Origin of the sequence: Blautia sp. 1033sp1_1033st1_G9_1033SCRN_220408 (assembly GCF_040929965.1) — a bacterium.
GTDB lineage: Bacteria > Bacillota > Clostridia > Lachnospirales > Lachnospiraceae > Blautia_A > Blautia_A ammoniilytica.
In genome coordinates this window covers 226,046-239,086 of sequence record NZ_JBFKZO010000001.1, presented here as the reverse complement: position 1 = coordinate 239,086, position 13,041 = coordinate 226,046, and the positions used below count along the sequence as shown (strand labels likewise).

Annotated in this window: 10 protein-coding genes; 2 read left to right on the top strand and 8 right to left on the bottom strand. The window is 42.7% G+C overall.

All coding sequences use genetic code 11. The features are described 5' to 3' along the window. Window positions 1-96: 96 nt before the first annotated feature. The 8 genes from rhaD to AB5916_RS01065 all read right to left on the bottom strand — a co-directional run bounded on the left by rhaD (window position 97) and on the right by AB5916_RS01065 (window position 9,726). Entirely contained in the window at window positions 97-918 is an 822-nt protein-coding gene (gene rhaD, locus AB5916_RS01100) for a rhamnulose-1-phosphate aldolase (RefSeq protein ID WP_158420159.1), read from the bottom strand. A gap of 2 nt (window positions 919-920) precedes the next feature. Beyond that, window positions 921-2,657 (bottom strand): dihydroxyacetone kinase subunit DhaK, encoded by a 1,737-nt coding sequence (gene dhaK / locus AB5916_RS01095; protein ID WP_158420157.1) that lies wholly within the window; start codon window positions 2,655-2,657, stop codon window positions 921-923. Further along, window positions 2,654-4,150, bottom strand: coding sequence for a rhamnulokinase family protein (locus tag AB5916_RS01090; protein ID WP_158420155.1), 1,497 nt, complete (start codon window positions 4,148-4,150; stop codon window positions 2,654-2,656). The genes dhaK and AB5916_RS01090 overlap by 4 nt, the downstream gene beginning before the upstream one ends. A 17-nt stretch (window positions 4,151-4,167) precedes the next feature. Then, window positions 4,168-5,364: an L-rhamnose isomerase gene (locus AB5916_RS01085; RefSeq protein WP_158420153.1), complete on the bottom strand. Its 1,197-nt coding sequence runs from the start codon at window positions 5,362-5,364 to the stop codon at window positions 4,168-4,170. A 19-nt stretch (window positions 5,365-5,383) separates the two neighbouring features. After that, window positions 5,384-6,169 (bottom strand): DeoR/GlpR family DNA-binding transcription regulator, encoded by a 786-nt coding sequence (locus tag AB5916_RS01080; RefSeq protein ID WP_368188920.1) that lies wholly within the window; start codon window positions 6,167-6,169, stop codon window positions 5,384-5,386. An 88-nt stretch (window positions 6,170-6,257) separates the two neighbouring features. Further along, window positions 6,258-7,196, bottom strand: a complete 939-nt coding sequence (locus AB5916_RS01075; RefSeq protein ID WP_202188986.1) for a substrate-binding domain-containing protein — start codon at window positions 7,194-7,196, stop codon at window positions 6,258-6,260. Between the two features lie 22 nt (window positions 7,197-7,218). Next, entirely contained in the window at window positions 7,219-8,184 is a 966-nt protein-coding gene (locus AB5916_RS01070) for an ABC transporter permease (RefSeq protein ID WP_158420149.1), read from the bottom strand. A gap of 15 nt (window positions 8,185-8,199) precedes the next feature. After that, window positions 8,200-9,726: a sugar ABC transporter ATP-binding protein gene (locus tag AB5916_RS01065; RefSeq protein ID WP_158420147.1), complete on the bottom strand. Its 1,527-nt coding sequence runs from the start codon at window positions 9,724-9,726 to the stop codon at window positions 8,200-8,202. Between the two features lie 244 nt (window positions 9,727-9,970). Here AB5916_RS01065 and AB5916_RS01060 point away from each other — a divergent pair, with 244 nt between their 5' ends. Then, window positions 9,971-11,029, top strand: coding sequence for a DUF6786 family protein (locus tag AB5916_RS01060; RefSeq protein ID WP_158420145.1), 1,059 nt, complete (start codon window positions 9,971-9,973; stop codon window positions 11,027-11,029). Window positions 11,030-11,107: 78 nt separating this feature from the next. Further along, the gene (locus AB5916_RS01055; RefSeq protein WP_368188919.1) at window positions 11,108-12,964 is read left to right on the top strand and encodes a PQQ-binding-like beta-propeller repeat protein; all 1,857 of its coding nucleotides are present in this window, start codon (window positions 11,108-11,110) and stop codon (window positions 12,962-12,964) included. The last annotated feature ends 77 nt before the right edge of the window (window positions 12,965-13,041 follow it).

Here is a 13,041-nt window from a genome sequence, read left to right as displayed (position 1 = left end):
AGGTTAGCACATTTTCCTCACTTTTTCAAGATTAAATTCACAAATTTGCAGATAAAAAGACCACCTCAGGATTTTTCCCTAAAGTGGTCTATCTTACTAAATATATTCCTCAGGCAGATCCAGGTGAAACACTTCTGCCAGTTTTCTATACTGCTCATCTGTTACCACGCCAACCGGTTCTTCTTTATATTTCCGAATCTCCAGATACATATCTGATGATTTCTCTACCGTATGAACAATCCCGATGGTTTCATTACAGTCTGCTGCGGATACCAGGATTCCATGCTGGCTCCAAAGAACCACATTATATTTTTTCATCAGTTCACCGGTTTTTTGAGCCAGCTGCACTGTTCCCGGTACACACCAGTCGATGATTCCGATCCCTTTTGGAAATGTCATGGGGCACTCCGGCTCCATATCCCACAATGCCCTAGTGATTTTTCTGCTGTCATGCTCCAGTATGCTGGTAAGGATAATAGCCTTTTTCGGATGGGCATGATAAACGATCCTGTTATATTCTTCCCCAATCTGCACCTTTGTTTCATGTATAAACAGATGAGGCATAAATTCACTGGTTGGTTTTCCCCCATTTCCGGTCAGTCCCCACAACACCTTATAGGCGGTTCCTTTTTCATTCAGCTTTACGATTCCAAAAACCTCTTCCGGATACTCTGATGCATCTCTGAAGCATTCCCCGCTGCCTGTAACAACAAAGAAGCTGTCTCCCAGAACAGAAAAGCCTTCCTCCATTTCCACCCATGGAGAATCTTCTGTCAAAAAGGGCTGTACCTGTTCTGCTTCCTGCTTATTCATTCGATAGGTAATATTTCCCCCGTGATATTCATGCCAGCCAAGCTGCCATCCATCACAGGCCATACGGATCAAATCCCTGAAAAAGCGTATTTTTTTCATCTCCATATTTACTTTAACGCCTCCGTAATCCAACTGAATATAACACCAAGGGCATAAGCACCTGCATCCGGATGTCCAAGACTTCTCTCTCCTACCACACCGGCTCTCCCCATTCTTGCCACAATCTTTTCCGTTTCCTTTGCTCCTTTCACAGCTGCCGCAGATGCCTCCTTAAAAGCTTCTTTTATATCCATCTGTTTTTTTCCGCATGCAACAAGTGTATCTGCATAAGGGACCAGTGCATCGATCAAAGTTTTATCACCGACAACTGCACCTCTGCCAAAGGATTTTTCTCCGGTTCTCTGAATGCTTCTTACTACTTCTTCCATCATTTCGCCGAACTCATCCAAAGACAGAGATACTTTTCCTTTTGCCCATTTTCCAGCTCCCATAAAGGCAGAACCCCAAATTGGTCCGGAAGCTCCTCCGCAATACTCAATAATGATCATTCCGCAGGCTTTCAGAAAACCTTCTATGGTGTCTTTCTCTTTCAGCATCAGCCATTCGTTTCTCAGCTGTCTGAATCCCTTTGCCACGCTTGCCCCAAAGTCCCCGTCTCCGGCATAAGAATCAATGGTACAGAAAGGCACCTCATGGTCAATGATACACTGTCCCATCTGAGCAACCATATATTTTATATTTTCAGGAGATACCTGTTCTCCCACATACTTCCAGGAGTCTTCTGTTTCAAAAACCTGTGCCTCTGTTACAGTAAGATCCGTTTCCCTGAAAGGGATCACTGGCACAGGCCCGTCCACACGAAAAGCAGGCGCACAGGATTCACAGTCCAGATAATGCTTTAAAGATTCATCCAGCTTCATAATGGTAAGAGATGCCCCCATCATATCAATACTGGTCATATAGTTTCCAACAAAACTTCGGTACACTGTAAGATTTTCATACTGATCCAGTTCTCTTCGCACATCATTGGCAAGTACGTACAGTTCCTGCAGTGCCGTTCCGCCAAAGCCATTTACCAAAATGGCGATCTCTCCCTTATTTTCCATATTAAGCGCCTTAAGAAGCTGGCTGGTCATACGTGCTGCCAGTTCCCTGCTGGTAACAGATGTTTCCCTCTGGATCCCGGGTTCTCCATGGATCCCTACGCCATACTCCATTTCACCGTCACAGATCTGGAAGGTAGGAGAGCCTTTTGCAGGAACCACACAGGAAGAAAATGCAAAACCAATCGATTTTACAGAATCTGCTGCATGTGCTGCAATTTTCTGTACTTCCTCCAGGGAACAACCTTCTTCTGCAGCAGCTCCTGCAATCTTATGCACCAGCACAGTTCCTGCCACGCCACGCTGTCCTACTGTATATAGGCTGTCCTTCACAGCAATATCATCACTTACAACTACATATTTTACTTCTATCCCCTCTTCTTCTGCCAGGGCCGCACCATTTTTAAAGTTCATAAGATCCCCGCTGTAGTTTTTTATGATCAGCAAAGTACCTTTTTCACTTCTTGTTTCTTCAATCGCCTTATATACCTGGATCTGGGTAGGGGATGCAAAAATGTCTCCGCATACAGCTGCATCCAGCATACCTTTTCCTACATATCCGGCATGTGCCGGTTCATGACCGCTGCCGCCTCCACTGATCAATGTAACCTTGCCGGGATCCAGATCTTTTCTTCTGATTATCTTATATCGCTCATCATTTGTAACCAGCGGATTTGTCATTGCAATGCCATTGCACAATTCATAAACAAATCTGTCGGCTTTATTCATGATTTTTCTCAAATCCTCTGCCCTCCGTCATTCTTTATTACCCGTCTGTATCTTTCGTACATAAGCTTCCAGACATCCTTGTTTTCCGGTTCATAATATCGGATATTTTCTTCTCTTTTCAACATTTCCCGAAATTCCCACTGGGAATGAAATTCTCCTGCATGATACAGCTGGGCAAATGCATTACCATAGGAGGTTGCCTCCGAGATTCCTGCTGCCACCTGCATTCCTGTGGCATTGGCCACACACTGGTTCAGGAACGCAGCCTGGGATCCTCCTCCCACAATATAGATCCTGGCATAATCCGCTTTTTTCTGCTCCTTTAATATTTCCACAGTTTCCAGGTAGTTCATTGCCAGACTTTCATAAATACATCTTGCGATCTGTGCCTGTGACTGTGGCACTTTCTGTCCTGTCTTCCGGCAATACTCCTGGATAGCCTTTGGCATATCACACTGTTTCTGGAAGGCTTCATTCTCCGGATAGATAAAGCACATAAATTCTTCTGTATCTTTCAGACCCTCTCCCATCTGATCATAGGTGATCGTTTGTCCCAGTTCCTTCCAGCACCGCATACATTCCTGTATCAGCCACATTCCTGTCAGGCTTCTGCAGTAGCGGATCGTTTTTCCAAATCCGCCTTCATTGGTAAAATTCCCCAGAAATCCCTTTTCATTGATCACAGGTTCCCTGGTTTCTATCCCGATCACAGACCAGGTTCCACTGCTGATATAGATAAAATTTTCTTTTTCTGCTGCCGGAACAGCCAGCACAGCAGAAGCTGTATCATGAGATGCCACCGTCACCAGTTTTGCCTCTTTCATCCCTGTTCTGTCCTGAATCTCTGAAAAAAGGGTATAAGAATCCTCTCCCGGATACTTTATATCCGAAAAAAGTGTTTTTCTTAATCCAATTTCACTGATCAGAGGGAAATTCCATTGTTTTGATTTCATATCCAGCAATTGGGTAGTAGATGCGATAGTGTATTCCGCTCCCTTTTTGCCGGTAAGAAAATAAGAGATCAGATCCGGGATCATTAAAACTGCTTCTGCGTTATTTAACTGCTCCGGATGTTTCTGAATTTCATAAAATAACTGATAGATTGTATTGCCACATAAAAACTGGGTTCCTGTCCTTTGATACAGTTCCTTCCCCGTCATCTTCCGCAAAAGCAGATCTGCTCCTGCAGCCCCTCTTTTATCCCGATAGGATACCGGATTGCCTGACAGTCTGCCGCAGCTGTCAATCACTCCGTAATCAAGGCCCCATGTATCAATCCCCATACTGCTTATGGGATACTGTGTCCCCACACGGATCATAGCCTCAAGGATATTCTGATACAGATACAGAAAATCCCAGTAAGCAGTACCGTTCAGATAAACTGCCTGATTGCCGAACCTGTGCTGGCAGATCTGCTCCATCCTTGTTCCGTCAAAAGAAAAAACGATTCCTCTTCCGCTGGAAGCACCAAGATCAAAGGACAATACGTATTTTTTCCTGTCCATATCCTGTTCCTGCTTCCTTATCCTCTTTTCTTTCTGTCTGCAAAATATTCAGAATGAATATAATTTGTATATGGATCACCCTGGATCCCATGACGGTTCCGCCACTCCTCAAGAAGAAGACTTACATCTGTATGATAAGCCTGCATCAGGCACTGATTTGCCCCCAGGATATCATTATCCAGCTGCAGCTGCTGAAGCTTTTTCCTGTTTACCAGAAGGGCTTTTGCATAGGCTGTCTGAAGATTTACCACGGAAAGGATCATGGCTTCTACCTTTGGTTCAATATAAAAACTGATGTCCAGTCCCTGTAATACACTTCTTGCAGAGCTTTCTGTTTCTTTTTCACAAATCCCTGCAACGATTTCATTTTCAATTGCAAAAAGCCTTAATGGATTGATGGTTCCCGGGATCAGGTCATCATCTGCACAAACATTATCGTTTAAATGGAAAGCTCCCAGACGCTGCTCATCAATGAGAAGGGAAACAATCTGTGCCACATTTACACCGAAAGCATGATGTCCAAGATCTACGGTTACTTTCGCCTGCTCCCCAAGTCTGGACGCATAATATAAGGCTGTACCCCAGTCCGGAATATCCATATGGTAGGAAGATGGTTCAAACAGTTTATATTCAATATTATACTGAACGCCACAGGACACTGCATGGTCATAGCCTTCTTTCAAGGATTCCAGCATCCATTTTCTACGCATTCTGTAATCATTCTGTCCTGGAATGTCACTCCCGTCAATGGTCCACACATTCAGGGATTTAGCACCAACTGTATGGGCTACATCAATACAGTGGTTCAGTGTATCTACGGTCTTTTTACGTATCTTTTTATCTGAATTTGCAAGTGTGCCGAGCCTAAAATCATTGTCCTGGAACATATTTGTATTTAAAGTTCCAAAGGTCATCCCCTTTTCTTCCACATATTCCCTGGCAGCTTTATAATCACACTGATCCCACGGAATATGCATACAGATCTGTCCGCCTTTTCCTGTGTATTTCAGAACCTGTTCACAGTCATCCACTCTCTCAAAAAAGTCCCTTGCATCTCCCTTTTGTTCAAAAGAGAAAAATCTGGTTCCTGATTTTGAAAATCCCCAGGAAGGAACCTCCACAAGAAGCTGATCCAGTTCCCTTAGCACCCATTCCACATCAATTCCGTTTTTTTCCAGTTTTTCTGCCAGTATTTCAAATCCGGTCCTATCCATTCATTCATATCCTTTCTGTCTATTCCAGCTGTTTTTCACTTCCATCTGGATCTGCAACAATCATTGGTATCCCGGCTTTTTCATATGCATTTACGATTTTCGGATCAATCTGTGAATCTGTAATAATTCCTGTCAGTCTTTCCAGGGGTGCTGTTACGATCGGGGTAAGGATGGAAAACTTGGTATGGTCTGCAAGAAGATAAATCTTCTCTGCGGATGACATCATTGCCCGTTTTACCCTGCTTTCAGACTCATGGGCATCCATCATCCCATATCCAAGACCTACTCCTTCACTGGTAAGAAAGCATTTGCTTACCCTGTAACTGCCAACGATCTTCTCCGTTGTTTCCCCTGTCATAGACATGTTTCTTTCCCTTAGTTCTCCACCTGCTACAAAGCATCTGACTCCCTCTGCCACAGCAAGCTCCCTGGCAATATCCAGTGAATTGGTCAACACTGTAACATTCTTCTGAAGCTTTTTTGCCAGACAGAATGTGGTCGTCCCGGAATCCAGTGCGATAAAATCCCTGTCATTAATCAGTGAAACAGCGGCGGCAGCAATCTGGTTTTTCAGATCCAGTTTCTCCCAGTAGCGATTATTAAATGGTTTCTCATCAAATTCTTCTACCAGTACCGCCCCTCCAAGGACTCTCCTTATCAGATTCTTTTTTTCCAGCTGGATCAGATCCTTACGGATGGTTTCATTGGTCACGCCACAGGTTTTTACAAGCTCCTCGATTTCTCCTTTTTTACCATTTTTATGCATATAATCCAGGATTATCTGGTGCCTTTCTGTTTTATTCATCATACGCCTCCTGTTTACACTGTATATTATACTGGTTGTCTTTTTTAATGTAATCTAAATAAAACAGAAAAGCAACCATTTTTTCAGATTATTCTGCTGTGTCTTTGGTGATCAGAGTTACTTCAATCGCTGTAGACTCCTCAATCTCTTTTCCTTCCAGATAATCATGAGCCAGATCCACGCCTCCTGTTCCCATAAGCTCTGGCTGTTGTGCTACAGTTCCTGCCAGTTTTCCATCTTTTACTGCCTGTACTGCATCGTCATCTGCATCAAAACCAACGATCACAATATCTTCTCTGCCTGCTGCCTGGCATGCTTCCATTGCGCCCATTGCCATTGTATCATTGTGGGCAAATACTGCCTTAATATCAGGATGTGCCTGCAGTGCATTTTCCATAATGGTCATACCTTCTGCTTTATCCCAGTTACCGATATCACTGACAACTACATCAATGCCTTCCACATCATCAACCGCTTCATGGAAGCCCTGTCCTCTGTCACGGGCAGCAGAAGTTCCTGCCTGTCCCTGGATCTCCACTACTTCACCGCCATCATCGCCAAGCTGTTCTACAATGTACTCTCCTGCAATCTTTCCGCCATATACATTGTCGGATGCAAGATGAGAGATCACTTCTCCTGAATTTGCCACACGGTCAACAGTAATAACCGGGATCCCGGCATCGTTGGCAAGAGCAAGAGTGGCTCCTGCTGCATCGGAATCCACAGGATTATAAAGAATCACATCCGGATTCAATGACAGAAGGTCTTCCATGTTGGTCATTTCTTTTGCAGCATCCTTATCAGCGCCATATTCCACCAGTTCATATCCATATTCATCACATTTTTTCTGGGCACCATCAATCAGCTTCTGGATAAATTCATTTTTATCATTATAAACAAGAAGACCGATCAGAACATCCTTTTTCTCTGTATCCTTGCTTTCCTCTGCCATCACTGCTCCACATGGAACTGTCATTGCTGCTGCAACACCGATTGCTGTAAGTTTTTTCATTAATTTTTTATTCATGATACCTTCTCCTTTTAAATTTTTATGCCTTTTTCCCCGTTTTTGCATCTGCCAATACTGCCAAAAGAATTACCACACCCTTTACAACTACCTGATAATAGGTATCCACACCCATCAGATTTAAAAAATTATTCAGCATTCCGATAATAATGGCACCTATAATGGTAAATCCAACATGTCCCTCCCCTCCTCGTAATGATGTACCGCCGATTACAACGGCTGCAATTGCATCCATTTCATATGTTTCACCTGCATTAGGCTGTGCGGATGCCACTCTGGCAGATATGATGATCCCAGCAATTGCCGCCATTACTCCACAAGCTACATATGCCAGTATCATTGTCAGTTTTGTATTGATTCCGGAAAGCTTTGCAGCTTCCTCACTACCTCCTACTGCATAAATATGTCTTCCATAAGTTGCTTTGTTTAGCAGATAGTAAGAAACTATGTATACAAGAAATACCAGTACAAAAGAAAATGGGATTGAATTTGCTATCAGACCTCCATAAATCCATTTATATCCCAGCCCACTTTTGGATGAAAGATCAAGTGGAATGGGAGAGCCTTTTGTAATGATATAGGTAAGTCCCCGAAAAATAGACTGAGTAGCCAATGTAACAATCATTGGCTGAAGCTGCATCTGTGATACGAAAATACCATTAAAAGCACCTATCACCGCTCCAAATGCCAGTCCTGTAATCAGGGTAATTCCCAGATTCACACCGCTTCCAATCATGTTTATGGTTACTGCCCCAACAAAAGCCAGAGTTGCTCCTACTGAAATATCAATTCCTCCTGTAAGGATTACAAAGGTCATTCCTGCTGCAAGAATGGCATTTGTTGCGATCTGTTTGAAAATATTGGAAAAGTTTGATACCGTTAAAAACTTTGGTTCTATGATTCCCAGAATCACTGCTGCAAAAATCAGAATCAGAAACATTCTGTATCTTCCCAATATTTTGATATATTCTTTTTTACTTTTACTCATTTTCCACACCTTTCCTCATGCCTGATCCAGGATCATATGCATGATTTTTTCCTGAGAAGCTTCCTGCCTGGATAATTCCCCCTTGATATAGCCTTCATTCATAACAATGATCCGGTCACTCATTCCCAGGATTTCTGGCATCTCTGAAGAAATGATCACAATTGCCTTATTCTTTTCTTTCAATTCATTGATCAGGTTATATATTTCTTTTTTTGCTCCTACGTCAATCCCTCTTGTAGGTTCGTCCAGGATCAGTACATCTGGCTCAGTCATCAGCGCCTTTGCAAGGATTACTTTCTGTTGGTTTCCACCTGACAGATTTCTCACAAGTTGAAAAATGGATGGGGTTTTTACCCTAGTTCTCTGCCTAAAATCTTCAGCAGCTTCTTTCTCTGTTTTTTTCAATACAGTAAAGCACCTGGATATTTTTTTCAGGGAAGACAATGTCATATTTGTCCGTACATCCAAAAGCATCACAAGGCCGTCTCTTTTCCTGTCTTCTGTCATATAATAAAGCCCTGAATGAATTGCCTGCTTGATGGAGCCTTTCGGCACTTTCCGGTTCTTTACACAGACCTGGCCTTCCTGATATGGATAACAGCCGTATATGGTCTTTGCAAGCTCCGTCCGGCCTGCTCCTACCAGCCCTACGATCCCTACGATTTCCCCGGCATGTACAGAAAGAGAAATGTTATGCACATATTCGTTGGAAATCCGCTCCACCTTCAGAACTTCTTCCCCCTTTTGTACTTCCACATGTGGAAACTGTTCATCCAGCTTTCTTCCTACCATCATACTTACCAGTGACTCATTGGTGATCTCACTTACCGACTTCTCCCCAATAAATTCCCCATCCCTCATCACTGTTACCATGTCACAAATCTGGAAGATTTCTTTCAGACGGTGGCTAATATAAATAATAGCCTTGCCTCTTTTCTTCAGATCCTCAAGTACCCGGAATAAACTATCCACTTCTTCATCTGGAAGCACATCTGTAGGTTCGTCCATAACAATCACTTGTGCATCATATAAAAGCACTTTTGCGATTTCAACCATCTGTTGCTGGGCAATGGACAATGTTTCAATTCTTTTTTCCGGATTCAAATCCATATTCAATATACGAAGCAGTTCCCGGCTTTTCTGTATCATGTATTTTTTATCTGCAATTCCCAGGCCTTTAGTCTTTTCGCTTCCCATAAAAATATTTTCATAAATAGTCATCTTAGGAATCAAGGTAAGTTCCTGATGGATAATTGCGATTCCATCATTCATGGCCTGTCTGGTATTCTGGTATTCCACCTGTTTTCCTTTGTAGACAATGGTTCCGCTATCCCTTTTATAAACGCCTGTCAAAACCTTCATCAATGTACTTTTACCGGCTCCATTTTCACCCAGCAAAGCCATAATCTGACCTTTCCGTACATTCAATGAAGCATTATGAAGTGCTATAACCCCTGGAAACCTTTTTTCAATTCCCTGCATTTTCAAAATAGGTTCATCCACATTACTTCCTCCATTATTTTTCGTTTTTGCTTGCCTCATTTCTTGAGTCTGATTATATATTGGTTTTTCCAATGTGTCAACATACTTTTCCAATATTTTTGCATAAAATTGCATCTTTTTATTTGTTAATATCGGAGAATTATATTGTTTTTTGCATTTTTATTTGCATTTTCCAATTTTTTATATATAATTCAATATATAGATTGGTTTTTCCAATTATATTAATTATAATAAACAATAGTATCTACAGCTTATGCCAGTTATAGAGAGGTGAAAGATTACAATGAGTGAAATCGAAATCAAACAACTGAAAAATTTTTTGAAGAAAAGTGGTAAAACATTTCGTGAATTTTCCCTGGATTCCAGACACAAAATGCTGATCCAAGAGGATGGCTGTCGCATCTTTGGTCCATATATTTCGGATTCTTCAGTTCCTCTTACATGGATCAACAGCAAATATCCTAAAAGTCCTTCTTTTGATGACTTTTTCAATGCAGGAAACTGGGATATGGGCGGTGACAGAATCTGGATTGCCCCGGAATTTCCTTTTTTCACCAAATCCAGGGAACACTTTAAGGAATCTTATACTGTACAACCCGGTATTGACCCTGCAGACTATCATATTTCCAGTGAGGCACCAGGGCTGATAGAACTTAGTTCTCTGCTCCAGGCAGATTTATATGAATCCAGTTGGAAACATAAGCGTTTTCATATCCGCCGCCAGATCCGTCCGCTCTCAAATCCTCTTTCGGCATCCTGCGTTTTTTCCGATCTGGTCACAAAGGTTTCCTATTGTGGTTTTCAGGAGCATATCTATCTGGAAGATTTTACACCAGACGCTCCCATGCCTCTGGAAATCTGGAATCTTTTCCAGGTACGTCCAGGCGGAACCTTTCTTATCCCTTATCGCGGAAAAACTCTGGACTATGTGGACTACTATGCCCCTTCTTCAGGAAATGTACTGTCCTTTGAAAATGGGCTTGCCAAAGTAAAGGTTCATTCCCATGAAGAACATAAAATAGGCTTTAAGGCTTATCAGACTCATGGAAGGGTGGGATATCTGTTAAAGCTTTCCGAAAATCAATGGACACTGCTGATACGAAACTATTACAACAATCCTTCTGATCCGTATATCAAGGAGCCTTCTGATACCCCCGGACAAACCGGCTGTTCTCTTTTTATCTATATGAACGATACCAGAGACGATGGTTTCGCAGAACTTGAAACAACCAGCACTACTTTCGGATACCCAGACAGCGGTAACGGATATATGGATCTGGATTTCTGGTTTTTCACCGGGACTTCAGAAAATATACAGCAGATTATTGACCTGCTACTTTAACCAGTTCTTGCCCTTCCTTTTTCCTGATGGTATAATGTATTTTATCAGGTTATTTATAGGGAAAAGGAAAAATATAAAATGAAAACACAAAAAAAAGCCTCTCCAGGCAACGGTAAAAACAGCAAGGCTAAAAACCAAAGAAAACAATCCGGGCATTCGGGCAGATTTGCAAAATCCCTGCTGCTTACGGAAGGTCTTCTGATAGTTCTGGCAGTTATGGTTTTAATGGGCATTCGGCTTTGGCAGAAAAGTAATCCTGCTTCTGCAGCTTCCGCTGTGCTTAAGGATAAGCCAGATGGTCTGAACCTTGTTCATGCATCGGATCCCTCAGCCAGATCTGCAAAAGCTGCTCAGAAAAATAGCAAGGACAGCTCTGGGGATACTCCCAAAGGGCTGCAGCCGGAAGCTTTTGCTCCCCACTGCACTGAGTCTACCGCACCCTCCAATTACATACAGACTACAGAGATCAATATTGATGGGACTACACTGACCGATCCGTTAAGCTATAAACCGGACCAGGAGATTTCTTTTGGAAAAGGCAGCGAATATACAGATGTAGATGGCATTGTTACCTTCCGGGGCAATAATTTCCGTGATAACCCTGTTTATGGAACTGCTGATATGAAGAAGAATAAGCTTACCAGCCTTTGGTCTTCCAAAACCAGTTCCATTACTTATAATGGTGCCACCTGGTCCGGCAGCGGCTGGACCGGACAGCCGTTAATGATGAAATGGCCTAAGAAAGTGAAAAAGGCCATGAATATGTATGACTGGGCAAAAGAAAAGGATGATCTTGTGGAAGTCATCTATGCCTGCATGGATGGGTATGTATATTTCCTGGATCTTGAAACCGGAGAAGCGACCCGTGACACACTGAATCTTGGTTTCACATTTAAAGGTTCCGGCGCACTTGATCCCAGAGGATATCCGATTCTGTATGTTGGCGCCGGTTATGACAGCAATCAGGGTACAGCCCGCGTCTTTGTAGTAAACCTTCTTGATTGTTCCGTAATGTACACCTTCGGGAACAATGATCCATTTTCCCTGCGGGGAGCCTTAAGCTATTTTGACTCTTCTCCACTTGTAGATGCAGTCACGGATACACTGATCTATCCTGGCGAAAATGGGATTCTTTATCTGATCCGTCTGAACACACAATACGACCAGGAAGCCGGTACTCTGTCCATCAATCCGGATCATATAGTAAAATGGCATTATTATGGGAACCGTACCAGCGTTGCGTCCTACTGGCTTGGCATGGAAGACAGTGCCGCTGTATATGGCGGATATCTTTTTGTCACAGACAATGGGGGCAATCTGATGTGTCTGAATCTGAATACGCTTCAGCTTGTCTGGGCTCAGGATACGTTGGATGACTCCAACTCCACTCCTGTGTTGTCCATAGAAGATGACCATTTGTACCTTTATGTAAGCACTTCTTTCCGTTTAGGCTGGAGAAGCAGCAGCTCTGCTGAAGTACCGATCTGGAAGATTGATGCCCAGAACGGCCGTATCATATGGAAAACTTCCTATGAGTGTTACTCTGATGACGGTGTATCCGGTGGTGTACAGTCAACCATTGCTTTAGGAAAAAAGAAGCTGTCTGACTATATTTATGTAACCGTAGCCAAAACCGGTGCTCAGTATGATGGTGTACTGGCTTGTCTTGATAAAAAGACCGGTGAAGTCAAGTGGGAACATAAAGCATATTATGCCTGGTCTTCTCCTGTATGTGTATACAATTCTGATGGTTCCGGTAAGGTGCTTTATTGCAGTTGTGGTGGAAAGGCTTATCTTCTGGATGGAAATTCCGGAAAGCTTCTGGATGAGAATGAAATTTCCAGTGGAGCGATCGAAGCATCACCAGCTATATACAATGATTATATGGTTGTGGGAACCCGAGACTGCAGGATCTGCGGCCTGAAATTAGAATAAAATCAGAATAAGAGAATGAAATGAAATAACCATTGAACAAAGTGTAGTTAAACTGAACATTATCAGTTCTGCAGCTT